Origin of the sequence: Pseudomonas sp. TH10 (assembly GCF_016651255.1) — a bacterium.
In the GTDB taxonomy this organism is placed as follows: Bacteria; Pseudomonadota; Gammaproteobacteria; order Pseudomonadales; family Pseudomonadaceae; genus Aquipseudomonas.
Window position 1 is genome coordinate 1 of record NZ_JAEKEG010000174.1, and the last position, 25,720, is coordinate 25,720.

Consider the following 25,720-nt stretch of genomic DNA (forward strand, 5'->3'; position numbering starts at 1 on the left):
GTAACCTGGAGGGCAGGTTCAGCCCCCGCAGGACAGCCGAATCGTAGCCGTACACATCGGGCTTGAACGTCACTCGCCCGTCATTACTCAGGTCTACCGTCCAGTACGCCAACAGCACCGGCACCTTCACCGGCAGCCGAATATTTTCGGTCTTGCCCTTGGCCAACTGTCTCTGGATACCGGCACTGTCCCAGCGCACCGGATCGTTGAACAACAGTTCCACCAGCTGCAAGGGGTTTTCCACGCGAATGCAGCCGGAACTGGTGGCGCGCATCGACTTGGAGAACAACTCGCGATGGGGCGTGTCGTGCAAATAAATCGCATAGTCGTTGGGAAAACGAATCACCACCTGCCCCAGCGAACTGTCGGGCCCCGCATCCTGGCGCAGGCTGACGCCACGCGGGTTGCTCCAGTCGACGCTCGACGGATCCAGCACCGCACCCTCGCGATCGATCACGCGAATGTGGTTGGCGGCGAGATACCCGGGATTCCTCTGGATCTTGGGGATCACGTCTTCCTTGAGGATGGTGGGGGCACCGTCCAGGTCGGGTTAAACGTGACATAGGTGATCTCGGACTGGAACACCGGGGTATTACGGAACGGCTTGCCTACCTGCACCCGCGAGCGCCAGATGGGCTTGCCGTCGCGGTACATCGCGACTTTATACCCAGCGATATCAACAATCACGAAGGTGCCTTGCAGCTTGTACAGCAGCCAGCGCGCCCGCTCCATGTTCACCCGGACCTGATCGATGCGCGCGTCGACCGACACATTCAGCGCCGCCAGCGTGGTCGCCCCGGCCACACCATCAGCCCCCAGGTACTGCTCGGCCTGATATTTCTTCACTGCCGCAATCACTGCGCCGTCATATTTGGTTCCACGGGCCAGGCGCGGTTCGAGAAAACCACCGGCCACCAACCTGGCCCGCAACTGGGCGACGGCGGGGTCATCCATGCCCGGCTTGAGCGATTGACCTTCGGCCACTTTTGGCCAGCCACCCGCGTCGTGCACCTTGCGCAACTGCGCCAGGCCTTCGCGCAAGCCGCGATACACCGCCTCTTGCGGTGGCGCCTGGGCAAAGGCGCCGGCCACGTCATGGGCATTCAGGGCGATGAAGAATTTATTCACGTCTTCCCGGGGATCGACGTCCGCAGGGTCGAAATTCCAATGGATATCCAATCGGGAAGGATCGACCTTGCCGCGACGCAACTGCAGCAATGCCGTGAGAAAAGTATGAGTGGCCGCCACATCGAATGCCGCACGCTGTTCAGGTGTCGCCGAATCAGCCTGCATCAATGTCCGCGACGCAGCCAACTCGTCGATATGAAAATCCGCCGGGTTCAAGCCATCGACCTGAGTGGCCCGCAAGCTGGCAAACAATTGCGCGGTATCGCCCTCGTTGGTCCACGCCGCGCGATAGCCGCGATGGGAGTAGAAATCCAGGACCATGCGGCTGACATCGACCCGCTTATGCCGCGGTGCAGTCAGTAACGGAGGAAAAGATGTCGTCAGCGGCGACAGGTGTGCCTGGATCGCCAGCCCGACGTTGTCATCCGCTGCCGCATCCCTTTGGATGATGGGTGCAATTACCTCCTCGTTCGACGAATTTTCTCCATGCGCAGCACCGCTGATCAGAAAGACCATAAAAAAGACGCGGCTTATGACGAATAACCTTGTTAATTGCACCATGGATAATCCTTAATCTCCCGATTTCAACGGCTAGCTTCCCGCAAACAGCTAGACTCGAACCTATCACGATGAGACATCTATATGGCGCCAGCTCGCATTCGTCTGCTTATCTCGGCCCTGCTGCTGACATCCTTTTCAGTACCGGCAGCCTACGCCGATTCGCTTGCCGCCGCCCTCGTCAAAGCGGCTCCAGATGCCAACGCCACCGTTATAAACCTGGCAGTACGTGCTTCACAATGTACGCAGGCCCAGGGTTCAGCTCCAGCCCAACGCTTGGCAGTGATCGATTACTCCCTGCCTTCGACCGAACAACGCCTGTGGGTGTTCGATCTGAAAAAGAGAAAGTTGCTGTTTCGTGAACTGGTCGCCCATGGCCGTAACAGCGGCGAGAACATGGCGGTCAACTTTTCCAACCAGAACGAGAGTTTCGCCACCAGTTTAGGGTTGTATCGCACCCAAGCCAGTTACGTCGGACAGAACGGTTACTCCCTGCGCATGCAAGGCCTGGACCCAGGCTTTAACGATAACGCGTTTGACCGGGCAATCGTCATCCACGGCGCGCCATACGTCAGCCCGGTACTGGCCCGCGCCAACGGCCGGATTGGCCGCAGCCTGGGCTGCCCGGCCGTGAGACCTGCCGTTGCACGCCCGTTGATTGACTCGATGAAAAATGGGCAGTTGTTGTTTTCTTATTATCCGGACCAGCGCTGGCTGAAGTCATCGCCTTATATCAACTGCAGTGGCGCTACGGTTGCTTCGGCGGGCAAGGCTACGTCTCGGAAGTAGGTGGGGCGCCCTCCCGAACTCGTTGCAAAAGTGTAATCAGCGCTCGCGAAGCGTGACCTGCCGGCCCTGACTATTTAAACTCCCGGGGCGCCATTACTTTCTTTGGCCTGCCCGGGAATCAAGCATGGACCTTCAGCATCGCAACAACGTAACTGTGCTGGGTGACGGTCCGTCGACACTGATCCTGTCTCACGGCTTCGGCTGCGACCAGAGCATGTGGAACTACCTGTATCCTCACTTTACCGGGCGTTTTCGTGTGGTGATGCTTGACCTGGTCGGTGCCGGCCGGTCGGATCTAGGCGCCTACGATCCACAAAAATACAGCTCGCTGGCGGGTTATGCCCAGGACCTCAACGAAATCATCGACGAGTATGCCCAAGGCCCGGTGATCCTGGTCGGCCACTCCGTCAGCGCCATGATCGGCGTCATCGCTGATCGCCAATTGCCTGATCGAATCGCCGCCCACGTCATGATTGGCCCATCGCCCTGCTACATCGATTCCGATGACTACGTGGGCGGCTTCAAGCTCGAAGACATCCATTCGTTGCTCGACACCCTCGACAGCAACTACCTTGGCTGGTCGAGCACCATGGCGCCGGTCATCATGGGCGCACCGGGGCAGCCGGACCTGAGCGAAGAACTGACCAACAGCTTTTGCCGCACCGAACCGGAAATCGCCAAGCAGTTCGCCCGCACCACCTTCATGTCCGACAACCGCAAGGACGTCGCAGGGCTGACCACGCCCACCTTGATCCTGCAGTCCACCGACGACCTGATCGCGCCTGTTGCCGTGGGCGAATACCTGCGCGCCGTAATCCCCAACAGCCGCTATTGCCTGGTGGACAACGTCGGCCACTGCCCGCACATGAGCGCACCGGGAGCCTGCTCCATCGCCATGGACGATTTCCTGCAGCCCTGGGCCGGAACCGATGACTGAAGAGTCGTACCTGCCGGATGCCCACTCGCTGTTTGAAGGCGCCCCTTGCGCCCTCGTGGTCACCCGCGAAGATGGCAGCATCCTGCGAGCCAACCTGACCTTCTGCACCTGGATCGGTTTCAGCCAGGAGGAGCTGTGCGGGCGCCGCTTCCAGGAACTGCTGACGATGGGCGGGCGGATCTTTCACCAGACCCACTGGGCACCGCTGATGCGCATGCAGGGCTCGGTCGCGGAAGTGAAGCTCGACCTGGTTCACCGCGACCGGCACATCATTACCATGCTGCTCAACGGCGTCCGGCGCGAGCACGCCAGCGGCGCCTTCTACGAACTGGCATTGTTCGGCACCACTGACCGCGACAAATACGAGCGCGAACTGCTCAACGCCCGCAAGCTCGCCGAGGCCCTGCTGAAAGAAAAGACCGCCACCGAAGCGGCTTTGCAGCAAGCACAGGACGAACTCAGCGACGCCTACGAAAAGGCCCAGCGCCGCGCCCAATTTGCTGAACAGATGGTCGCCATAGTCAGCCACGACCTGAAAAACCCGCTCACCGCAATCAACATGGCCTCGGACATCCTCGCCCGCAGCGAGCGCACCGCCCGGGAAACCACCCTGCTCGGCCACATCAGCCAATCCTCCGAACGCGCCCAACGGATGATCGCCGACCTGCTGGACTTCGCCCTCGCCCGGGTCGGCCAAGGCCTGAGCATCGCCGTCGCCCCTGCGGACCTGCACGGCGTCACCCGCCTGAGCGTCGACGAACTGAGGGTGGCCTTCCCGGCCGCAAACCTCATCCACCAGGAAAGCGGCAGCGGCAGCGCCCTGCTCGACGGCGACCGAGTGCAGCAAATCATCGGCAACCTGGTCGCCAACAGCGTGGCCTATGGCGATCCGCTGCAGCCGGTCATCATCACCTCACGCATCGAACACCATACCGCCATCCTGTCAGTGCACAACCAGGGCCCCGCCATCCCGCGCTCCCTGATGGACGTCTTGTTCGAACCCATGACCCGCGGCACCGACAGCGACAGTGAAGTGCGCAGCGTCGGCCTGGGATTGTTTATCGTCCGGGAAATTGCCAAGGCGCATGGCGGCGATGTCGGCGTGCAATCCAGTGAGGAAGGCGGGACTGAGTTCAGCGTCTATTTCCCACACTCCCTTTAGCGGCTGGTGGCGTCCTGAGGACTGGTGACGGTGGCGCGCGAGGTGAATGATTCGGCAGGCGGCTTAACCCTGATAAACTCCCATCTCCCAGCCCTGTCGATTCCAGATTCCCCCGATGCCTTCAGCCATTGCCACACCTGCACCGCTCTCCCGCCGCTTTTCCGTCGCGCCCATGATGGATCGGTAAGAATAATCCTTAAAAATCAATAACATACAAGGCGCCATGTGCACGGCATGTGCACGGCATGTGCACCTCAGCGCAACGCTATGATGCCCTTCTCTTGCCCCAAAGGACACCTTCTCATGCCACGCCTGATCAAGTACAAGGATGTCAAAATCAACCGCGCCCTATACAAGGCCTTGGCATCACTATTTCAGAGTTGGGGAGGCATCGGCGAACGCACGAATGACAACGCTGAACGTGGCAAGAAACCCGAGAATACGTTGGCGCATCTCATTGCTCATCAAAGTGCATTAGAGGAGAACATTCGCGCAGGAGGTTTAAATAGGTCGCAGACCTCAGCTGAAAGAAAAACAACCGTAGAACGCTATCTAAACGCGCTATCCAATGCGCGGAAAATCTGGATGGAAATGGAGAACGATGATCAGCGTTCACTATCTCGAAGCATGTCGGAAATTGATTCTGGCCATGCCATTGTAGATGTGCTGGGGTTAAAACCTTTCATAACTTCTTTCAATCCAACAGACGATATTGCGCCATGGCGCAAAAAAGCAATAAGACAAAACAAGCATGAATTCTGGGGGCTAGACTCTGAGATGCTTGATCTTCTTATCGGAGGTGCCCAGCGGTGGATTAGTACAAAGGCTCCTGAGAGTTACTCGAAGATCGATCCTACTCTCTATGCGGTAATTTACATGGGTGGGCAATGCCAAAGATTTGGTTTAGAACCATCTCCTGCAACCTCAAGCCAATTTACACAGGTCGTAGATATCTATTTCAGACATACAAACACCGGTAGTGATAATAGCAACCGTACGAGCTACAAAGACTTGATCCAAAAAGCGAACAAAATCCGAGAGCGCGACTATAAAGATTCCTTCGAAATCCCGAACGTGCCTGATTTTCCCATCCATACCTAATGCCCCCTCGACACCAAAGAAGACAGGGACTGCCTATCATCAGCGAAGAAACAAGACACCGGCATAACCGGCGCCGGTTGGTAGCGCACCCTAAATCGCGAAATTGATGATTTCCCTAACCATTATTTTTCGCTAACCGATGCAAAAACTCGCCAAATATCTGCTTCCCTTCCGCAATATTTTTATTATAAATATCCAAATAATCCTCACTCTCTATATCAAGGTCTAGCTCGTTTCTAATAGCTAAAACTGCTGAAGGGAGCAGCATAGAGATTTCAAAAAACCTGTCCATACATTCCCTGGTAAACTCAAGATGCTCCATATTTTGGATACCCCATAGCTCATCCAATCTAACTTGATGAGTGTCGTACTGCCCCTGCTCAAACTCTATATTGCGATTAAGTGTATCCCACAAATATTGATCTGTATTCGCTTGCAAATTCAGGTTCTTCATGATTGATATATATCTATCAATCTCTTGCTGAGCTTTATCCCGCAAAGACTCGTACTGGTGAATTGAATTAATTCTTAATACCAATTGGCTTCTCTTCAGCATTAAATCCAAAAGGGCCTTTCCAACTTCAGCCATAAACTTGGTAACAGCTTTTACAGTTGCCTTCCCACCCACCACCTGAATTTTTGCTATTTTGCCTGCATCGGATCTCATGTTTGAGACAATTTGCTCTTCGCTCAGATTCAGACTGCAAAACCCAGTAATCATATTCAAAGTACGCGTTATAGATTCTACAGCCTCCATGTACACTTCTTTTTTTGTGTTTTTTTCACGCTCCACCGCAGCAAACTTCAATTGATGGTTACTTTTAACTTCCTCTAGGAGATGATTGTAATCCGACCTTACCGACTCAACCTTATCTGTAATTAACGCTATATCTTCTTTAGAGGCGAGATTTTTTGCTTTCTCAGATAAATACGAAGACAGGTATGATTTTATGAATAGATAGACAATTCCTCCACCAAATATGGCGCCAACACCAAAACCACCAAACATAGAAATCAACTTCTCAATTTCTGAATACCCCATAGTAACCTTCCTCCCAAAAATACAGCATCTACTCATCCGGAAATGCATTCCGCATCTGTTTCGATGCGATTGGCATCCTTAACCTCGCCACTCAATTCTTCCATAGTTGACCCGAATCAATCCACTCGGGCTCTTCTATTCCAAACTGCTCTAGAAATCTTCGTCGGCCAACTGAATACGCCGAGGACGTGGAAACACAATCGACGACGTCTGTTTACTGGCAGTAAGCCTCTGAGCTTTGATGTCTCATCGGTCAAAACCTTGCTGTCGGTGATCAGGCGCGCTGCGATCCCCCATAGGTACTCTACAACTTCGAATGTACGAACCTAGCAAAAAAAGGTATGGGAAGCAGGACTTTCCAAAAAATTTTCTGATTTCTCCGCCGCTGCAAAAGCTAAATAAATCATCACTGTGAGCCCCACCTAAACGACGGAGCTAGCAGTGATGAATGCCACAACTTTTCAAGTTCCAGTTGAAAAATTTCTTTTCTCACTAAAGCACGCAGACCTTCCGGAAGCTCGGCTTCTATCACCAGATTTTGTTCGCCTCTACGCAAAAATAATCGCCGAAGGCTTTGCGACCAACCCTCCCACCCCAACAAAAACAGAGAAAGGCTATGAATATAAAACTGAAGTATATGGAGTAATCATAACTTCCAACATTTTAAATGCAGTGAAAGCTCGCGCAAAATGTAAAAAATTCTGGGCAAGAACAATTGAGAAGAAATCAAATGAAGGGCGGCTTGCGCACGAAGCAAAGAACAAAATTGTTGGCAAAACCCGGTGCAAATCAAAAAAATCGGAAGTACCAGCTCAATTGTATTGTTCCAACGAAACCCTTAAGCGAGACATAGAAAAAAAACGCCGCAATGAAAGCAGCCTTTCTAAACACACAGTAACAAACATGAAAACCAAAAAATCAGAAAACCTTCTGACAATCGTTAAAAAAAATGAAGAAAACAAAGTATCAGAAACTTATCACATCGCAAAAAACCTGGAGCATCTCGCTGAGCAAAATAACTTCAGATGGTTATTTATCACACTAACAGCCCCCGCCAAATACCACCCAAACCCCACAAAAGGAAAGTGCAACTATGACCCTGAAATAAGCATAAAAGACAGCCATAAATACATTGGACTAATGTGGGGCCGTATAAAATCAATATTAAACAAAAGAGGAATACCGGCAGCTCCTAACTCTTACTTTGGGATCAGAACTGTAGAACCCCATAAAGATGGAAGCATGCACTGGCACATATTAATTTTCACCAGCGACAACCATCTCAACGAGATCATCAAAGCGATTCGTGAAAAATTTCAAACCGATGTGGCCGCAACAATAGTAATTGGGAGAGACTCAAAAGATAAAGGCTGCGCAAAAGCAGCATCATACCTTTACAAATACATAGCCAAATCGCTTTCAAAAAAAGAGGAAAAACAAAACAAGCAAGAAGAGACATTGGATAAGGCTCGCGAAGCGAAAGACCTCGCAACTACTAAAAACAAAAAACGCGTACAAGCAGCCATAAAAGCGATCAGCGCGCGCCAATATCAACTAATAGGAGTAAGCAATTTGAAAACCATGTATAGCAAAATAAACAAACTAGACCTAGCGGACGTAGTGACCACTCCAAAAAGTCCATTGGAGTTTATAAAAAACAACATATGGAGAAACAAACTTGGCTTCTATCACATGCTAAAAAATGATGGGATGTTTAAAAAAGGCGGTAGCGTATCCCTTCTCACACAGCCAACTAATAATAGCTATGGAGAAATCAGACAAAAAATAATCGGCATAAAAATAGGAGACGTAGTTATCAGCAATGATTCAATTTACAAAATCGAAAAAACCCAACAAAAAAAACATAGTTAGAGTTGTACATAGTTATCCAAGAGAAACAGAGCTCAGCCTTCACTAAATCCAACCACAGCCCCAACAAAATAGTTGTTGGGAAATCATTGGCGCAGCAGCAGCTGCCGCTGGGAGAAGAAGCATGATGTCTACAGATGTGAGTTTTCGATATATCGCGGCGATGACCGATGCGATGTACAAAATTTCCGATTGGGCTGACCTGCGTAGAAATTCTGCTGCGCAACAGGATGTAGCGGATGCGCTGGAGCGGATCGTCAATGCGTTTGTTAAAGAAGTTACAGAGTTGCAGGTTGAGCACAGTGGTGGGGAGTAACCTCAATGCCTTCAAAGTTTGATTTAAGCCCGATGGACTACTGCCACTTGCAATGGGGGCCAGTATTAGATCACCTCAAGCAAAGCAATGAAGACACTCTGAAAGTCGCGCTGCAATCGTACCCAGGGCCGTTCGAGGGCTACAAAGTGCGTGAGTTCCCCGTTACTGACTTCGAGCTAATGACCGACAATGGCGACCTGTGGTTGACCAGGGACTTCGAGCCACTCCGACCTTCATGCTTGATCATTGGCACCGTTCAGCAGCCTGACGGCGATTATCATTTTACTACGCGCTACTGCCGTTGTCCGGACGGCACTGTCCTGTATTTCGACTAACCCAAACCAGAGGGCTCCGTAAGATGTTTGATGACGACGACTATGACGATGTTGGGAACTGCGAGATCTGCGATGAGGACACGCCCTCGACGAGGGTCAAGATCTGCAGTAGGTGTGAGCTGCAGGAGTACATCGATAACGACGAAAATTTCGATCCTCGCGGCTAACCGAGCGTGACTGAGTCGTCGTGATTGAGCCCCTTCCGAGGGGCTTTTTTATGTTCATCTGGTTTACCTTGAAGCATCTCCAAACGAAACGTCAAGGCGTCTCTCTCAGCCTCAAGGGCGAAGACCTTGTACTCAACTGCGCTGACCTCTCTTTCACGCTCTGAGAGGATCCTTGAACGACTCTCCAGCTCGTCCCGGTCGCTGCGCAGCATGATTTCTTTTAAGCACAAATCCTCTGTTTTTTCTCCAGGGCATCGGCCTGTTTTTTCACCGCTTTCGCCTTCGCCCAGGTGGACTTTTTTGTCTTCGGCTCGCGTGCGGCCCTGACCGCGTTGGCCTTGGCCAAGTCTTCCGCCTGGCGCCAAGCTTCAGTCTTAATCCCCATCGCGGCAGCGGCGTAATCCTTTGGCTTGAGAGCCGGCGCCTCGTTGGCAGCTGTCATCGTTGCGTAGAACGACGACATGGTTTCATGCTTCGCTTTTGAGCCTTCCACGCCTCTCTCTAGGCATCGAGGCGCTCCTATCTTGGCATGGAAGTCGGTTTGCATCGCTCGCAGCTTCTCGGGGCCTCCGAGGAAGTCCCGGCAGCTGAGTCGCTTGTCCGCTGTCATTGGCACCACATAAGCGATCATATGCGGCGTCGACTCGTCCAAATGGATCGTCGCGCTAATAACGTTCATCCTGCCGTGTTTGGCCTGTAGCCATTTTAAGGCATCCGCAAAATAGCCGTCCCCTGTGTCATCAAGCCGCCCTCCGTGCCGCTTAAAATCCTCCGGGGACGCGGTTACTAGATACTCGATGGCCAATACCGCATCCTTCCGCCTTTTAGTAGGTAGGGTGCGTTTAAGGGCCGCGAGAACCTGATCTGCCCCCTTTGCTCCGACCGTCTTGTTTAGGCGAGTCATAGCGGGGTCAGCGTTCGGTGTTGGCTGCTCCCTGTGGGTGTGCCTGGCCGAACGAACCACCGCTCCAAAACTCTTCAGTTTTTTCGCTCTCAAAATTGCGTAACCCATAGCGCTTCCCCGATGATTCGAAATTCACCGGGTAAACCCGTCATCATTGTGCTCAATGCGAGGTTGCTGCTTGTGCCAGGAGGGGACGCATTTTTGAGAAATAGGGGGCATCACAGGTGCCTCTGTCGTGCCAGGCGAAGTGCCCTTTAAAGCTCCGTCGAGGACACGCAATAAGACATCCAGAAGCATCGCGATGGCCTGCATGATTAGATCAAGAAGAGTTGCTTCGATGCGTAAAACTTCACGACATTCGTCGTTGTCTTTGTCGACCACTATATGCCGTTTGGCTGATCCGGTGCCTTGCAGTTTTAGAAGTGCATCGAAAGCATGCGGAGCATCAAATCGCCGAATTTCATAAAAATCGGTTGACGGTTGATCGACAGGTAAGTAAGTCAAAGCTCGCTTTACAACTTGGTTAAGTTGTTCGCCTGGAAAAATAGTACCAGCTTCGGCCCACATCATTCTCTGGTCATCGTTTAAAAAAATAGCGTTTTGCATAGCTGCGGTTTCCCCGTCTAGTTGTTCTACTTGTAGTCTGCCGATGGAGCAAAGGGCACCGCAACACTTTGTGTAAATCGCACACTTTGTGTAACCCACTACACTTCCGTTCCGGAAGGTGGGCCAGCGTGCCGCTGGACTGCCCGGCGTTCACGCCTCAAAACCGCGCCCTCTTTGGGCGCCCCAGCCCAGGTATCGCCCTGGACACTCGGGGAATGGGGATAAGAGCGTTCCCCATCCCCTCGGCCAGATTGCGATCTGAATGGCGTAAAGGGTTCGCTGCGCCACGATCCTCGCCCGGTCCTGCTTGCTTCGCTGCGCAGGCTGCGGCCTCCGGTCATGCCCTTGACCCCACCCTGTTAGCTCCGAAAACCCCTCAGACTTAAAGATGGAACTTCAACATTTAAGCTACGCTGTAACTATTCACCTATAACATCACACACTATCGACCTCTATTTTTTTCCGAGCATTTTTCTGATTTTTATTCTTAGCTTTCTTTTGCTTTACTTTACTTTGTTTTTTCTCATCATTACTCGAAGCAAAAACATACGAGGATGCATTTCCCGCAACAACCGGAAACTGATAACTACGACTCTCCTTAACCTTTAAAGAATCAGCATAGATACCTAATTGCTCTCTCAGAACTTCGACGCGAGCGCGTTCATCCTCCGGATACTGATCACATATAAACACACACAAATCTTCTGAGCCACCAGGATACGTTTTTTCTGGATGATCAAACCCAAGAGCAATAATAGTTACTGCCTTTTCGAATTTTAGCTTCGCGCATTGTGCATAAGCATAAAGCATCCCTGCACGAAACTGCCTGTACTCCTCGTAAGTTTGACCTTCGAGCTTAGGACACAGCAAAAATATATATAAAAGCTCAGGTGATTGCTTAGTCATTAGGGTGCGTGCCCTCCTGGTCGGAGGCTCGCCTCTCGCACGTTCAAGCAACTCAATAAAATTCCTAACTAATTCCCGCCTCATAAAGCGGGTTTCCGAAGCCATTAACCTCAACGCGTGCTCTGTTTCATGATTTTCTTGAGCGCGCCCGAATTCAATCAGTGATGGATCACCAACACTAATAAATTTTTCAATGAGAAAATCCCAAAAATTACTTTTCTCATTTTGGGCATGCATCTCTTTATATTCAGGGCGTGCCTGTAACGCAGGGTATAAAGTCTCGTCAAAGCTAACGAACCCCGGAACATCATCTGTCGAAGGTAAAAACGAAAACGTTTCACCTTCCCCCGAGTGCGTCAGAAATGCGGCAATAAGCTGCTCCTCCCCAGCGCTGACAACCACCATATCAGGACTAAGGAGCAAATCTTTTCTAGCGCCTATATAATCAATGAAATCCTTTATCGTGCTCATTTCACTCATTAGAACTTCAAGCGAGAGCTCGTCAAAAACATGAACAAACTCTTTTCCTGCATCTAATGGCCCGGTAGTGAATGGCATTTCAGGATAAACAGTATGATCCACCGCCGTATTTATCATATGAGAGCCCATACTACCCGGGTAGTATTTCTCACATGCTTTTGCGCTACCGCGAGTGATCGCAATAAGATGGAAACGCGCTTTGGAAACATCAGGCATTTTTACTGGTACAGGCCGAGTGCATTTTGAATCGAGAAATACTCTAGATGGAAATCTTTCAAGCCAACTCTTTGCACCGTACAACTGTTTAGCTGAACTTAATACTGCTCGTTTATACCAACGTTTCCAGGCGAGGGTAGCATCGACCTCGGATTGATAAACTATGTGTTTATCGGAAAAAATAACTATATCATTTCCGAACACCACTAACACGTCAGCGAATTCCTTAGCACTTCCTTTTCCGTCGCGCATGTCCTGATCAGTATGCAAGTTAGCATGCGCCCACAAGCTCAGGAACGACCGCCTGCAAAGCCTCATCAACAAGCGCTCTGACTCATTCACCCCGTCTGCATCTGATATGTCGAAGACACCTGACCTTTCCGCACTAGGCATTTCAATCCTCCCTTTATGTGTACGAAATCTAACAGAATCGGGCGCAATGAGTAATGGCGGGAGGAGATCAGTCGGACTCTGTAGCCAAGTCTGTGCTCAGGGACAAGAAGGCCATGAAACCCCGATCATCTGTAGCTTTTCGGAATTAACAAGCCGGGTTGTGGCCAGCGTGCAGCTGGATAAATTGCATGGAGCAAAGCACCTTACGAAACCGAGTCACTTTGGCGTCCCGACCAGCGGATCGCTCCAGAGGCTCACGACTGGGTAGATGAAGCCTTGCTTCAGCCGCGATAAGTGTGCGTTCTGATTTGAGTTTGAGGATACGCTACGGCTCGCCTATCACCCGCGCCTGGGCTGCGGCCTCAACGCGAGCCCTTGACACCTTTTGCTACCAGCATCAAAAGTACAGGTTCTGTCCCGGTATTCAGACAATAGAAACGGAATTTACAGATGATTTTCTACAGATTCAGATCAACTGACAGACTACTAGCAGGCAATCAAGAACTTTCAAAGCAATCTATATTTTTCGCCCATCCAGAAAGCCTCAACGACCCCATGGAGGGATATCGAGAGATTTATTGGCACGGTGATGAAATAGCCTGGAAAAATCTATTCAGGCATTACCTACTCTGCCTTGAAAGAACCTGCATATTAACCCTTCTTTGCAATGAAGATCAGAATCTAACTACAAAAGATATACCAATACACATAAACATGAATGACTTCCATACTGCCGAAGCCAAACAATATTTCTTGGAAATAGTAGAAAAATTCTTCAAAAACGAATACATCACACTACTGCTGGAGGCCATTCTAACCAGAACCACACCAACAAGAAGGGACGAACTTACATTCTACCTAAGTTCTGTACACCCTTTGGCAGTCGAGCTGATCTTGGAGAAACATGAAGAGCTAAACTTAATCCCTTCAAGAACTCAAAAAAACCTCTATGCAGACGCGCTAATAAAAAATCTAGCGGAAGCCAACTTCATAGACAACATCGAACAACTAATCAAGAAAAACAGCACGCACTCAAGCCCAGTAGAACTTATATTTTCAATACAAAAAAACGCCAAATCCCAAGTGAATCTAATTTCACGCTACAACAACACCACGCAAAGCAACGCTTCTAACAAGCACCATATAATCAAAGAGTTCCCTGAGGATTACACAAAAAGGCTAGCCGACCTAATTTATCCAGAATGGTATACAGCCTGCTTTATGTCTTCCTGTGAAAACTCATCCGTATGGGGTCACTACGGCGACAACCATAAAGGTGCGTGTTTAATTTTTGAATCAGATGATGATATAGAAGGAAACTTTCTACCTCTGAGAGGAATTAATGGATGGGGTTCCAATGGCCCATCATATGGAAATATAAGATTCAAGTTCGAACCCATCAATTACGAAGAAGGCTTTGGAGAGATAGATTTCTTCCGCTCCTTAGGCCGCCTAACTTACCCAACATTGAATTCAACATGGCATACTTTAGATGGAAAATTTAGCATCTGCGCAGAGGAAATGAATAAATCAGAGGAAAACTGGAGAAATATTTATTGGCAACAATTTTACCGAGACATCAAAGTAAAATCCCCTGACTGGAATTATGAAAATGAACACAGACTAATACTATGTGACATGATGAACAGCCACTCAACCACAGAGGACAGGGTGTTAACCTATAGTTTTTCCAATCTAAAAGGAATAATTTTTGGCATCAACACGTGCACAGAAGACAAAATTGAAATAATGCGCATAATTGACGAAAAATGCACTACCCACAAACGACAGGATTTTAAATTTTATCAAGCCTATTATTCAGCACAATACAAATGCGTCAAACACACAGAGTTATCTCTAATAAAATATTCCCCCCAGCTATGTAATACCGTCAATTTGATTACAAGGCGTCGCTGACATGACGCCTAGAGCCACTCACCTCCTGCCCTTTAGAATACAGCGCTTCGAGAAATCGCTTAACTTCAAAAATAGGGTACAAGGGGTTATTCCCAAACTGAATATGCTGTGGCCCTTGCTTTCTTTTCCTCCATGCCTCCAGGGTCGAAATTTTAACATCAGCAAGAACAGCCAAATCCCCCACCGTCAGAAATCCAAGAGCCCTTGCAATTTCTTGATGTTTTTCATGCTCTACAATTTCATCGGCTTGCATTCGACACTCCTTCTCACTAATTCACCATGTCAGTTTGAATAGTGAGTGCTAATAAGAGGAGGAGGAGAATCAAAAAAATCCTCGATTCTCCTTCTTGTCGTTTAGTAAGGTATCAGGCGTGACCGAGCAGCATGCACATCCGAAGCATTAATCTCGGTATAACGCTTTAGCATCGCCCAAGTTTTATGCCCAGTCATCAACGCAACATATGGTATCTCCAAACCAGCGCGAAAGAAGTCTGCGGTAGCTTTATGCCTGAGATCATGAAACCTCAAATCTTCAATGCCAAGCTTTTTGCAAGCTCGCGTAAATGCAGTGCTCACCGAAGCTGACTTGACATTAAAAATGTCACCGCTATTACGGCCTGAAATACACGAAACCACTATATCCCAAGCTCCATCAAACAGCGGGACAATCTGATCATTGCCATATTTTTTCTTTGGATCTTTTCTGTCCCTGATCAAAACCGTTCTTGCCTCGCTATTAACATCCTCCACTCTAATTCTTGTAATTTCCCCTTGCCTCATCCCGGTAAACAGGGCGAATTTCACCAAGGTTGACATATCAATAGATTGCCTAGGATTGGCTTCCCAGTATGCATAGAGAGTTTTCAATTCAGTTTCTGTAGGCTCACGTGATCGCTCGAAACTCCTAGTCTTAAGCCCAACATGCTTCAAACTTGCTCTAACGTCCAGCGCCAGACGTTCGGGAACGTCAAGACGTCGCGAATGCCGCGCCCACTTAAGTACAGAAGACAGATAAGACAAATCCGACGCAATTGTTACTCCACCTGCACCCTCCTTAACACGTAACTCTACAAAGTCCCGCAAAACCAGTGCATTTAACAAGTTTAGCCTGACAGCACCAACCCTCTTAATTAACATATTAAGAGTTGCTGTTTTCGTTTTGCCAAATTGTTCAACAGACACTTCCAAGTACTTATCTATTAAGTCCTTTACAGTTGCCTCTTTTGGCGGCATAGCGTAACCGACAGCAGCAATATATGTCGCCTGCCGCTCAATAGCTTCTGCCCATCTCTTAGCGTCGTTTTTTGTCGAAAATGTGGCTCCTCGATAAGTGCCGGATTTTCTGACCTGTACTCGCCATTTTCCACTGGGTAATTTCGCAAAAGAAGCCATTCTTCATTCCTTAGTCGTTAGCGTTTGTTTTGCTTGCCGCCATGATTTTGGAAAATCCTTGCCCAATCGAAGAGACTGTAAATCGGAAAAAAAGCCGATTTCACTCCAGCGAACCTTCCACCTTTCAGTCAGACCAGGCGTGCAATCGGTGCACAGTGCAATGCACCTGTATAATGCCGCCCACATGTGCCTCTCATGCCCACCGTGTGCACCTCATGTGCATCAGGCGCCAATAATTAGCAATTTTTCGGCCGTAACCATGAATAAAATCCTTTTAAATCAAAGTCTTATCAGTAGAAGATTTAGTGTTGCCCCCATGATGGATTGGACTGACCGCCATTGCCGTTTCTTCCTACGCCTCCTATCGAAGAACGCCCTGCTCTACACCGAAATGGTCACCACCGGCGCGCTCCTCAACGGCGATCACGAGCGTTTCCTTCGTCACAACGAAGCCGAGCACCCGCTGGCCCTGCAATTGGGCGGTAGCGTCCCGCTGGACCTCGCTGCCTGCGCTCGCATGGCCCAGGAGCACGGCTATGACGAGGTGAACCTGAATGTGGGCTGCCCGAGTGATCGGGTGCAGAACAACATGATTGGCGCGGTGTTGATGGGGCATCCGCAGTTGGTGGCGGATTGTGTGAAGGCGATGCGTGATGCGGTGTCGATTCCGGTGACGGTGAAGCACCGGATCGGCATCAATGGCCGGGACAGTTATGAGCAGTTATGCGACTTCGTAGGCACTGTGCGGGATGCCGGGTGCACGAGTTTTACCGTGCATGCGCGGATTGCGATCCTGGAGGGGTTGTCGCCGAAGGAGAACCGCGATATTCCGCCGCTGCGTTATGACGTGGCGGCGCAGTTGAAGACTGACTTCCCGGATCTGGAGATCATCCTGAATGGCGGGATCAAGACGCTGGAGGCCTGCCGTGAGCATTTGCAGACTTTCGACGGGGTGATGCTGGGGCGTGAGGCGTATCACAATCCCTATGTGATGGCTGAGGTGGATCAACAGCTGTTCGGCAGCACTGCTCCGGTGATCAGCCGGGCTGAGGCGCTGGCGCAGTTGCGGCCGTATATTGCGGCGCATATTGCTGCGGGTGGGTCGATGCACCATATCACCCGGCATGTGCTGGGGTTGGGTACGGGATTCCCGGGGGCACGTAAATTCCGTCAGTTGTTGTCGGTGGATATTCACAAGGCCAAGGATCCGTTGGCGTTGCTGGATCAGGCTGCGGAGTTGCTGGAAGGCCGTTGATGCGGGGGTGATCGCAGCCGTTTTTAAAAGATCGCAGCCTCGTTTCACTCGACAGCTCCTACGCTCCTACGCTCCTGGGCTCCTGCGCTGCTACGGCTTTTGCTGCTTGGTCAGCTCGGTTGAACCAGTTCCGCATTTCGGCATCGTATTTATCAACACCGCGCCCCACCTTTCAAACAGCCGTTTTCAGGTTGTTGCCGCTGGGGCCTTCGATAGGTACACGCGCCCTTGAGTGGCTGTCAGCGCTCGGGTAATGTCATCAGATCCAAAGGACAGAGCACGCCCATGACTTCCAAGCTGGAACAACTCAAACAGTTCACCACCGTTGTGGCCGACACCGGCGACTTCGAAGCGATCTCCCGGGTCAAACCGGTCGACGCCACCACCAACCCTTCCCTGCTGCTCAAAGCGGCGGCCATTCCGGCGTACGCCGAGCTGCTGAACGCCTGTGTCAGCGACTGCAAGGGCGATGTCGGCCTGGCCAGCGACCGTTTCGGCGTTGCGGTAGGTCAGGAAATTCTCAAAGTGATTCCGGGCCGTATCTCCACTGAAGTGGATGCGCGCCTGTCGTTCGACAAGGACGCCGTACTCAAGCGAGCGCATCGCCTGATCGAGCTGTACGACAAGGCCGGCATTGGCCGCGACCGCGTACTGATCAAGATCGCCTCGACCTGGGAAGGTATTCGCGCTGCTGAAGTGCTGGAGAAGGAAGGCATTCAGACCAACCTGACCTTGCTGTTCTCCTTCGCCCAGGCCGCCGCCTGCGCCGATGCCGGCGTGTTCCTGATTTCGCCGTTCGTGGGCCGCATTTACGACTGGTACAAGAAAGCCAACGGCAACGACTACACCGGCGCTGATGATCCGGGCGTGCAGTCGGTGACACGCATCTACAACTACTACAAGGCCAATGACTACAAGACCGTGGTCATGGGCGCGAGCTTCCGCAACCTCAACCAGATCGAGCAACTGGCCGGCTGCGACCGCCTGACCATCAGCCCCGACCTGATCGACAAGCTGGCGGCCGATACTGGCAAGCTTGAGCGCAAACTAGCGCCAGGGCATGCCGGTGAAGCGCGTCTGAACCTCAACGAAGCGCAATTCCGCTGGTTGTCGAACGAAGACGCCATGGCTACCGAGAAACTGGCAGAGGGCATCCGTCAGTTTGCTCGCGACCAGGAGAAGCTTGAGGCGTTGTTGCAAGCCAAGCTCTGATCTAGTCCAAGGCAGTGCAAAAAGGCGAACCCTAAGGGGTTCGCCTTTTTTGTGTGTGAATTCCAGTGTGGGAATGTGACAGTATCAGTGGCGCTCGAGGGCATTGACCAGATCATGAAACGCTTCACGATTGGAGTCGTTCAGGCCCATGAGGATCTTGTGCGCTTCAAGCACCTTGATTCGCACAACCTCTTCCGACTGATCCTGATCCGGCAGGTCGTCCAGGCACTCCGGGCAAGGTACGGGGTGGTTGACGATATTGAACACCTGCTCGAAACCCATCGATTGCAACAGACGGGTGATGTCATCGTGGGTGGTGACGACGGTCGGCAGCAGGCCGACCTTCTGCCGCGACAGGATCGACAACTTGGCCAACAGGCCCAATGTCGTGCTGTCGATGCTGCGGGTTTCGGTCAAATCGATCACGATCGCGTTGAAATTCAACGCGGTGAAGATTTTCTCAATAGTCGCATCCAACGCCGAACACAGGGTCAGGCGAACTTCACCGACGAACTTCAGGACGAAGGTGCCATCCTGCTCGGCGAACTGGATTCTACCGGTACTCATTAAAGATTCCTGCTCAACACCAACAGGGCGATATCATCCGGCATCTCCCCTAGCGTGGCCAATCCAAACACTTGCCGCAGACCATCCAGGCTGCCGCCCGCTGACTTCACCCGCTGGGGCAAAGCAGCTTCTTTTTCTTTGAGCGTGGGTTCTGGCAAAAGGTCCAGAATGCCATCCGACATCAGCGTCAGGCTGAACGTCGGCGGCAGCTCAAGCACGTGGTCTTCGTACGTGGCTTCATTGAAGAGCCCCACCGGCAGACCACGTCCTTCCAGATAACGAACACTGTCAGGCGTGTACAACACAGGCAACGGCAGATGGCCGCCGATGCTATAGGTCAACAAACCGGTCTCCTCGTCGATGACTCCACCGACCATTGTGACGTGTTTACCCAGCTTACAACTGATCAGCCCCCGGTTGATATGACCAAGGACTTCCGAAGGCTTGAATTCCGGCAATGTGCCGTTGCGCTTGGATTCAAACAACAGGCGCGTGGTCATGAATTTCAGCAACACGGTAACAAAGGCTGAAGACGCGCCATGACCGGATACATCCGCCAGGTAGAACGCAACCCGGCGCTCGTCGACACGGAAATAGTCGACAAAATCACCCGACAGGTACAGCGAAGGGATGATCTGGTGAGCAAACTTGAACTCGTCAATGCTCCACGGGCTTTCCGGCAGCATGTTCATCTGCACCTGGCGACCGGCATTCTGGTCTTCCTGGAGCAGGTTAAGACTGGCCGCGAGCTCACGGTTGGCCTTTTCCAGCTTCTCGCGGTAGCGCTGGTTTTCCAGCAGCAGACGCGCACGATCCAGGGCCCGGCGCACGGAGTGCTCGAGCACAGCCAGATCTTCGAGAGGCTTGATCAGGTAATCCGCCGCGCCGAGGCGCAGGGCCTCGACCGCGTCGTTCATCACGCCAGCACCCGAAACCACAATCACCGGGGTTTGCGGCGACAGCTCGGTGACCTGACGGATGAGTTCGAGACCGCCCATCTGCGGCATGCGCAGATCGCAGATGACCAAGTCGGGCTTGTCTTGCTCGAATACCTGAAGACCCTGTTGGCCGTTGCTGGCCTGCAGGACGCTGAAACCACTGTCTTCCAAATAGGCCGCGAGACTCGCGCGCACTACTTCGTCATCATCGATTATCAGCAGCGTGGCACTGGTTTTTGGCATGTGGGCAAACGGCGCCAGAATTAGGTTGGCGTAGCAGGCGGGGTTCAGACCCGGCTCTCACTACTGGATTCGCTTTCTAGCCTCTCTGACGCGCCGGCTTCAGGCTTTTGCCCTACGCACAGCTCACACCAGAGGTGCCCTCTAAGGCGCAGACGGTACTCCCATCCGCTGGGCGTTTCAAGCTCGTGGCGAAGGTCACTTGAGGACTTTACCTGGCAAATGACCAGTAGTTATAAGAACCGCTAAAACCGTAACTCAATGTTAGGTAGGACTCGGTGCGCAAATCGCATGCCCAGCCCCGTAAAACCTGGAGTTTGCGTGATCCGGACAATGAAAAAGGCGGCACAATGGCCGCCTTTCCTATGCCTGGTCGAAATCAGAAATCGTCTTCGACCTGACCGTCCTTGACCTTGAATTCACGATTCTGCAGGTAGGCGTTACGGATGAACACGTACTTGTCGCCGTTGATCAGCTTCTCGGCCGACAGCAGGCTGGCGCGGGCATCGACTACATCCAGCGCCATGAACGAGTTGCGCACGGCGACATCGTCGACATAGCGATAGGCGCCGACATAGGAGTCCGGGTACCTGGCCGGTGCATCGCGCAAGGTGCTCGGGCCGAGTAACGGCAGCATCACGTACGGGCCGCTGCCGACACCCCAGTAGCCGAGGGTCTGGCCAAAGTCTTCGTCGCTGCGGTGCAGGCCCATCTTGGTGCCGACGTCGAAGAAGCCGAGCAGACCGAAGGTGGTGTTGAAGATCAGGCGCGCGGTGTCGACGCCGGCTGCTGCCGGTTTGGCCTGCAAGATGTTGTTGGCAAGGTTGGTGACATCACCGACGTTGCGGAACATATTGTGGATGCCGTCTTCCACGAATTGCGGTGTGACGAATTCATAGCCCTGCGCCAAAGGCTTCAGTGCGTAAGTGTCGACAAAATCGTTGAACTGGAAGATTGGGCGGTTAACGCTTTCCCAAGGGTCTTCTTCCGTTGCCGCCTGAGTGGCAAACGGAGCCAGCAACAGGCCGGCACATACACAAAGCTGAGCGAGCGGATTGCTCCAGCGCATAGAAAACTCCTTGGAATTGTACTGTCGCGGGCTCTGGGCCCAAGCGTTGAGCTGGCTAGTATAAGACGTAAAGGCCGTTTTAGGCAGCATCGCCGTAAGCCCGCGCGCAAGTACAGGTGGCCTTACGGTCGATAACAGCAGTGTCACTCAACTGTCATCCGCGTCCAATAGCCTCGGTACTATTTCAAGGATGCTGAAATGCCGCACGCCGAACCCTTGCCCCTCGCTGTGCCCAGCCTGACTGCCGTGTTGTTCGGACTCAGTGGTTGTCTGGTGGATTTTGGCGCCCGCACCCGACAGCTCACCAGCGTCTTGCCTGAACACGCCGAAGCAACTCCCGGTGCGCTGGACAGTTTGCACAGCCTGCAACGCCAGCAGATTCCCTGCGCCTGGATTGACGAACTGCCCCCTGCCCTCGCCCTGCAGCTGTCGGCTGCGTTGCCGACTTGGGTGAAACCGTCGCAACATTCAGCAACAAACAATCCATGGCCCGCCCCCAGCGCCTGTTGGCAAGCGCTGATGGGCTTGAACGTCGATCGTCTGGACGGCTGCGTCCTGGTCAGCGGTGAGCCGCGACTGCTGCAAGCCGGCCTGAATGCCGGGTTGTGGACCATTGGCCTGGCCTCATGCGGTTCACTGTGCGGCCTGGCGCCGGCCGAATGGCAGGCCTTGACGCAGAAAGAACGCGAACAACGGCGCGGCAAGGCGACCGTGCAGTTATTCGGCCTCGGCGTGCATTCGGTGATCGATCACCTGGGCGAGCTCGACACCTGCCTGGCGGACATCAGCCTGCGTCGGTGCAAAGGCGAAAAGCCCTGATCGGGATCATGCAGGTTGAACGAGAGTGGATTAATCTAAAGGTCAGCCATAGACCTTTGGCGCGCGGCTGCGGTCAATGCCAGTGCCTCTCGATAAAAGGAAAACACCATGCCCGCCCAAGAACTGCAAAAACAGCTCGATACTCTGCGCGAGCAGCTGGATCAGAATCCACCGCTGTCGGAAGTTGAGCGCGAGGATCTGCATGCGTTGATGGCGCAGATTGAATCGGAAATAAAACTGGAAACTGCCACGCAAGATGCGAGCATCGCCGACGGCGTGAACCTGGCGGTTGATCGCTTTGAACTTGAACACCCGGCCATCGCCGGCACCCTGCGCAATATCGTCAATGCGCTGGGCAGCATGGGGATCTGATTCCCAAAATCAAAAGATCGCAGCCTGCGGCAGCTCCTACAGATATTCAATGTAGGAGCTGCCGCAGGCTGCGATCTTTTGATCTTACTGACGCACCAACCGATGGTTCAGCAGCTGTACGCTTTCGGTGCTGCGATACGGGTTGATGTCCAGACCACCGCGACGCACGTAGCGTGCAAACACCGTGAGCTTCTCAGGTTTCAGCAGCCGCTGCAGATCAAGGAAAATCCGCTCCACACACTGCTCATGGAAGTCCGAATGCTGGCGGAAGCTGACGATGTATTCCAGCAAGCTCGCATGATCCAGTGCCGAACCACGATATTCCACCACCACCGTGCCCCAATCCGGCTGACTGGTGACGGGGCAGTTGGATTTCAGCAAATGGCTGTACACCGTCTCCTCGACGATCCGCGAATCATCGCAACGCAGCAGTTCCGGACGCGGGTGCGCGTAGTCGCTGACGCTGATATCCAGATCATCGATGCACACACCCGGCAGCGCCACGACGCCTTCGGCCTCAACTTCTTTGAGACTGCGAACCCGTACGCCCACCGGTTTGCCGGCAGCGGCGGACAGATCCTTGACCAGCGTCGCTTCCAGCGTGGCGATGTCGGCAAACGGCGTCTGATTCAGCGAGTTCAGGTACAGCTTGAACGACTTCGATTCGATGATGTTCGGCGAATCCGCCGGAATGCTGAATTCGCCGATGGCGACCACCGGTTTGCCGGATGGCAGCAGCCACGACAGCTCGAAGCAGTTCCAGAAATCCACACCTTTATACGGCAGGGTTTCGGCGGTCAGGCCCAGTTCGGCCCATTTCGCGGTGCGCGGAATCGGGAACAGCAAGGACGGCGTGTACGTGGCGATGTATTCGCTGGATTTGCCCAGCGGCGAATGTTCGGCTGCGGGATGCATGGCGGAAACCTGACTGAAGAATCAGCGGATTCTACCAGTGTTCAGGGGTTTTGTTGGGGGTTGGGGATTGGGAATTGGGTGGTTTTGGAAAGATCGCAGCCTCGTTGCACTCGACAGCTCCTACGCAGCTCCTACACAGCTCCTACACCGCTCCTGCGCAGCGGCTACGGGGCTTCGATGGTTAGTTTGCCGACCATGCCGGCCTGGTAGTGGCCGGGGATGTTGCAGGCGAACTCGAGGCTGGTGGGTTTGGTGAAGGTCCAGGTCAGTTCGGCGGTTTTGCCAGGCTCGACCAGCACGCTGTTGGGGTCATCGTGCTTCATGCCATGCCCCATGGCAGCGTGATCCATGGCCTTCATGCCGGTCGGTGTCAGCATGCCGCTTTGCTGCATCTGCAACATGGCCTGTTGATGTTGGGCATGCATGGCTGCATCGCCGAGGTTGAACTCGTGCAGCAACTGGCCTTTATTGACCAGCACGAAGCGGACGGTCTCCCCCGCCTTGATATTGATCGCCCGGGGATCGAACGACATATCGCCCATCACCACTTCAATACTGCGCGTGGCCTTGGCAGCCGGCGCTGACTGGCCGAAGTCATAGGTGTGCGCTGGCGCGGCTGACACTGGCGCACTCAACGCCAACAGACATGCGGTCAAAGCCAGGGATGTGCGCAAAAACATGGTCGTACTCCAACAAGATAAGGTTCAGCCTGTGGGAAACTTTAGCCGGCCCGTGCTGGCATCCACCTGACAGGCAGATTACAACTTTGTCAGTTTGGCGCCTGGCGCCGGCTCTCACGGTATAAAGCTTTCATTCCTGCAACCGAGTCCCCCATGAAACTGTTGATCGTCGAAGACCAAGCGAAAACCGGTCAATACCTGCGCCAGGGCCTGACGGAGGCCGGGTTCAATACTGAGCTGGTGGCTGATGGCAACAGCGGCCAGCAACTGGCGTTGAGCGGTGAATACGCGCTGTTGATCCTCGACGTGATGCTGCCGGGGCGTAATGGCTGGCAGATTCTGCACGCGGTACGCAGCGCCGGGCTGGATACGCCGGTACTTTTTCTCACAGCCAAAGACGCTGTGGAAGACAGGGTTCATGGCCTCGAACTCGGTGCCGACGATTATCTGGTCAAACCGTTCGCCTTCTCGGAATTGCTGGCACGAGTGCGCAGCCTGTTACGCCGTGGCAGCGCCCCGCCCCAGGACACCAGCTTGCAACTGGCTGATCTGCGTCTGGACCTGATCCGCCGCCGCGTCGAACGCTCGGGCCAGCGCATCGACTTGACCGCCAAGGAGTTCGCCCTGCTGGAGATGCTTTTGCGGCGTCAGGGTGAAGTACTACCAAAATCGCTGATTGCGTCGCAGGTCTGGGACATGAATTTCGACAGCGACACCAATGTCATCGAAGTGGCGATCCGCCGTTTGCGTCTGAAAGTCGACGACGAATTCCCCAATAAACTGATCCACACCGTGCGCGGCATGGGTTACGTGCTTGAAGAGCGTTGCGCCTGATGCGCCGTTTGTCCCTGAGTTCGCGCCTGGCCCTGCTGTTTGCGGCTTGCACCGCTGTGGTTTCGCTGTTCGCCGGTATCTTGTTCAACCGCGCCAGCGAAGCGCACTTCATCGAGCTCGACCAGCAACAACTGGACGGCAAACTGATCGGCCTGCGTCGGGCGCTGCACGACATTCAATCGAGCGACAGCCAGGCCAGGCTCGCCGATGAATTGAGCCGCCAGGCCGACCTGGCACTGCGCATCACCGGGGCTGACGGCCGGCGCTGGTACGACAGCTCGGCGCAGCTGCCGGAACAACTTCCACTGACCGCGGGCTTGTCCACTACCCGCCACGCAGGCACCGACTATCGAGTGCTCAGCGCCCCGCTCTATCCGGGCCAACCCGACTCGCCGCAATTGACCCTGCTGCTCGACATCACCCATCACCAGCACTTCCTGCAGCGCATGCAGCGCCTGATCTGGCTGACGGTCGGCCTCTCGGCGCTCGCCACGGCGCTGCTTGGGGCCTGGGCGGCGCGCAGTGGCTTGCGGCCGCTGCGGCGCATGAGCGAAGTGGCGCGCGGGGTGTCGGCCCAGTCGCTGAACGCCCGATTGCCCGA

The 25,720-nt window shown here is 53.1% G+C and carries 25 protein-coding genes and 2 pseudogenes; 14 read left to right on the top strand and 13 right to left on the bottom strand.

Annotation, left to right across the window (positions count from 1 at the left end; all coding sequences use genetic code 11):
- Positions 1 to 1,689, bottom strand: a pseudogene (locus JFT80_RS22930) (murein L,D-transpeptidase); the annotation flags it as partial.
- 81 nt (positions 1,690 to 1,770) lie between these two features.
- Between JFT80_RS22930 and JFT80_RS22935 the strand changes: the two are divergent.
- The 3 genes from JFT80_RS22935 (at position 1,771) to JFT80_RS22945 (ending at position 4,574) form a co-directional block, all read left to right on the top strand.
- Positions 1,771 to 2,475: a murein L,D-transpeptidase catalytic domain family protein gene (locus JFT80_RS22935; RefSeq protein WP_122838188.1), complete on the top strand. Its 705-nt coding sequence runs from the start codon at positions 1,771 to 1,773 to the stop codon at positions 2,473 to 2,475.
- A gap of 124 nt (positions 2,476 to 2,599) precedes the next feature.
- Positions 2,600 to 3,412: an alpha/beta fold hydrolase gene (locus tag JFT80_RS22940; protein WP_122838187.1), complete on the top strand. Its 813-nt coding sequence runs from the start codon at positions 2,600 to 2,602 to the stop codon at positions 3,410 to 3,412.
- Positions 3,405 to 4,574, top strand: coding sequence for a PAS domain-containing sensor histidine kinase (locus JFT80_RS22945; RefSeq protein ID WP_201149635.1), 1,170 nt, complete (start codon positions 3,405 to 3,407; stop codon positions 4,572 to 4,574). Before JFT80_RS22940 ends, JFT80_RS22945 begins: the two co-directional genes overlap by 8 nt.
- Positions 4,575 to 4,637: 63 nt before the next feature.
- Here the strand turns inward: JFT80_RS22945 and JFT80_RS22950 are convergent, their stop codons facing one another.
- Positions 4,638 to 4,787 carry a hypothetical protein gene (locus JFT80_RS22950; protein WP_201149636.1) on the bottom strand — a complete coding sequence of 50 codons (150 nt, stop codon included), beginning with the start codon at positions 4,785 to 4,787 and terminating at the stop codon, positions 4,638 to 4,640.
- 90 nt (positions 4,788 to 4,877) lie between these two features.
- On the opposite strand from JFT80_RS22950, the gene JFT80_RS22955 reads away from it, so the two are divergent.
- The gene (locus tag JFT80_RS22955) at positions 4,878 to 5,675 is read left to right on the top strand and encodes a hypothetical protein (protein WP_201149638.1); all 798 of its coding nucleotides are present in this window, start codon (positions 4,878 to 4,880) and stop codon (positions 5,673 to 5,675) included.
- A 115-nt stretch (positions 5,676 to 5,790) separates the two neighbouring features.
- Here the strand turns inward: JFT80_RS22955 and JFT80_RS22960 are convergent, their stop codons facing one another.
- On the bottom strand, positions 5,791 to 6,717 hold the full coding sequence (locus JFT80_RS22960; RefSeq protein WP_201149640.1) for a hypothetical protein: 927 nt from the start codon (positions 6,715 to 6,717) through the stop codon (positions 5,791 to 5,793).
- Between the two features lie 444 nt (positions 6,718 to 7,161).
- On the opposite strand from JFT80_RS22960, the gene JFT80_RS22965 reads away from it, so the two are divergent.
- The 3 genes from JFT80_RS22965 to JFT80_RS22975 all read left to right on the top strand — a co-directional run bounded on the left by JFT80_RS22965 (position 7,162) and on the right by JFT80_RS22975 (position 9,237).
- On the top strand, positions 7,162 to 8,589 hold the full coding sequence (locus tag JFT80_RS22965) for a replication endonuclease (RefSeq protein ID WP_201149648.1): 1,428 nt from the start codon (positions 7,162 to 7,164) through the stop codon (positions 8,587 to 8,589).
- Between the two features lie 121 nt (positions 8,590 to 8,710).
- Positions 8,711 to 8,902: a hypothetical protein gene (locus JFT80_RS22970; RefSeq protein ID WP_201149650.1), complete on the top strand. Its 192-nt coding sequence runs from the start codon at positions 8,711 to 8,713 to the stop codon at positions 8,900 to 8,902.
- Positions 8,903 to 8,907: 5 nt separating this feature from the next.
- The gene (locus tag JFT80_RS22975; protein WP_201149652.1) at positions 8,908 to 9,237 is read left to right on the top strand and encodes a hypothetical protein; all 330 of its coding nucleotides are present in this window, start codon (positions 8,908 to 8,910) and stop codon (positions 9,235 to 9,237) included.
- Positions 9,238 to 9,624: 387 nt separating this feature from the next.
- Here JFT80_RS22975 and mobV read toward each other — a convergent pair whose 3' ends face one another.
- The 3 genes from mobV to JFT80_RS22990 form a co-directional block, all read right to left on the bottom strand.
- Positions 9,625 to 10,416 carry a MobV family relaxase gene (mobV, locus tag JFT80_RS22980; protein ID WP_242483035.1) on the bottom strand — a complete coding sequence of 264 codons (792 nt, stop codon included), beginning with the start codon at positions 10,414 to 10,416 and terminating at the stop codon, positions 9,625 to 9,627.
- A gap of 24 nt (positions 10,417 to 10,440) precedes the next feature.
- On the bottom strand, positions 10,441 to 10,914 hold the full coding sequence (locus JFT80_RS22985; protein ID WP_201149654.1) for a hypothetical protein: 474 nt from the start codon (positions 10,912 to 10,914) through the stop codon (positions 10,441 to 10,443).
- A 435-nt stretch (positions 10,915 to 11,349) separates the two neighbouring features.
- Complete coding sequence (locus JFT80_RS22990; protein ID WP_201149656.1) at positions 11,350 to 12,909, bottom strand: hypothetical protein; 1,560 nt, start codon at positions 12,907 to 12,909, stop codon at positions 11,350 to 11,352.
- Between the two features lie 450 nt (positions 12,910 to 13,359).
- Here JFT80_RS22990 and JFT80_RS22995 point away from each other — a divergent pair, with 450 nt between their 5' ends.
- Positions 13,360 to 14,826: a DUF2971 domain-containing protein gene (locus tag JFT80_RS22995; RefSeq protein WP_201149658.1), complete on the top strand. Its 1,467-nt coding sequence runs from the start codon at positions 13,360 to 13,362 to the stop codon at positions 14,824 to 14,826.
- On the opposite strand, the gene JFT80_RS23000 is transcribed toward JFT80_RS22995, so the two are convergent.
- Positions 14,810 to 15,079 (bottom strand): hypothetical protein, encoded by a 270-nt coding sequence (locus JFT80_RS23000; protein ID WP_201149660.1) that lies wholly within the window; start codon positions 15,077 to 15,079, stop codon positions 14,810 to 14,812. The two genes, JFT80_RS22995 and JFT80_RS23000, sit on opposite strands and share 17 nt — an antisense overlap.
- A gap of 101 nt (positions 15,080 to 15,180) precedes the next feature.
- A complete protein-coding gene (locus tag JFT80_RS23005) occupies positions 15,181 to 16,218 on the bottom strand; it encodes a site-specific integrase (protein WP_201149662.1) in 1,038 nt (345 codons plus the stop codon).
- A gap of 259 nt (positions 16,219 to 16,477) precedes the next feature.
- On the opposite strand from JFT80_RS23005, the gene dusA reads away from it, so the two are divergent.
- Positions 16,478 to 17,473: a tRNA dihydrouridine(20/20a) synthase DusA gene (gene dusA / locus JFT80_RS23010; RefSeq protein WP_201149664.1), complete on the top strand. Its 996-nt coding sequence runs from the start codon at positions 16,478 to 16,480 to the stop codon at positions 17,471 to 17,473.
- Positions 17,474 to 17,758: 285 nt separating this feature from the next.
- Positions 17,759 to 18,685, top strand: a complete 927-nt coding sequence (gene tal, locus JFT80_RS23015; protein ID WP_201149666.1) for a transaldolase — start codon at positions 17,759 to 17,761, stop codon at positions 18,683 to 18,685.
- Positions 18,686 to 18,769: 84 nt separating this feature from the next.
- On the opposite strand, the gene rssC is transcribed toward tal, so the two are convergent.
- The 3 genes from rssC to JFT80_RS23030 all read right to left on the bottom strand — a co-directional run bounded on the left by rssC (position 18,770) and on the right by JFT80_RS23030 (position 21,499).
- A complete protein-coding gene (rssC, locus tag JFT80_RS23020; protein ID WP_042560140.1) occupies positions 18,770 to 19,252 on the bottom strand; it encodes an anti-sigma factor antagonist RssC in 483 nt (160 codons plus the stop codon).
- Complete coding sequence (gene rssB / locus JFT80_RS23025) at positions 19,252 to 20,433, bottom strand: two-component system response regulator RssB (RefSeq protein WP_201149668.1); 1,182 nt, start codon at positions 20,431 to 20,433, stop codon at positions 19,252 to 19,254. The genes rssC and rssB overlap by 1 nt, the downstream gene beginning before the upstream one ends.
- A 376-nt stretch (positions 20,434 to 20,809) precedes the next feature.
- Positions 20,810 to 21,499: a VacJ family lipoprotein gene (locus JFT80_RS23030; RefSeq protein WP_201149670.1), complete on the bottom strand. Its 690-nt coding sequence runs from the start codon at positions 21,497 to 21,499 to the stop codon at positions 20,810 to 20,812.
- A 198-nt stretch (positions 21,500 to 21,697) separates the two neighbouring features.
- Between JFT80_RS23030 and JFT80_RS23035 the strand changes: the two genes are divergently transcribed.
- Positions 21,698 to 22,318 (top strand): HAD family phosphatase, encoded by a 621-nt coding sequence (locus JFT80_RS23035; protein ID WP_201149672.1) that lies wholly within the window; start codon positions 21,698 to 21,700, stop codon positions 22,316 to 22,318.
- Positions 22,319 to 22,426: 108 nt separating this feature from the next.
- A complete protein-coding gene (locus JFT80_RS23040; RefSeq protein WP_201149674.1) occupies positions 22,427 to 22,690 on the top strand; it encodes a DUF4404 family protein in 264 nt (87 codons plus the stop codon).
- Between the two features lie 84 nt (positions 22,691 to 22,774).
- Here JFT80_RS23040 and queF read toward each other — a convergent pair whose 3' ends face one another.
- A complete protein-coding gene (queF, locus tag JFT80_RS23045; RefSeq protein WP_201149677.1) occupies positions 22,775 to 23,605 on the bottom strand; it encodes an NADPH-dependent 7-cyano-7-deazaguanine reductase QueF in 831 nt (276 codons plus the stop codon).
- Between the two features lie 164 nt (positions 23,606 to 23,769).
- Entirely contained in the window at positions 23,770 to 24,285 is a 516-nt protein-coding gene (locus tag JFT80_RS23050) for a plastocyanin/azurin family copper-binding protein (protein WP_201149679.1), read from the bottom strand.
- A 153-nt stretch (positions 24,286 to 24,438) separates the two neighbouring features.
- Between JFT80_RS23050 and JFT80_RS23055 the strand changes: the two genes are divergently transcribed.
- Together JFT80_RS23055 and JFT80_RS23060 are read left to right on the top strand one after the other, a co-directional pair.
- Positions 24,439 to 25,119, top strand: a complete 681-nt coding sequence (locus tag JFT80_RS23055) for a heavy metal response regulator transcription factor (RefSeq protein ID WP_201149681.1) — start codon at positions 24,439 to 24,441, stop codon at positions 25,117 to 25,119.
- Positions 25,119 to 25,720 (top strand): annotated as a pseudogene (locus tag JFT80_RS23060) (two-component sensor histidine kinase); the annotation flags it as partial. The gene JFT80_RS23055 and the pseudogene JFT80_RS23060, both read left to right, overlap by 1 nt.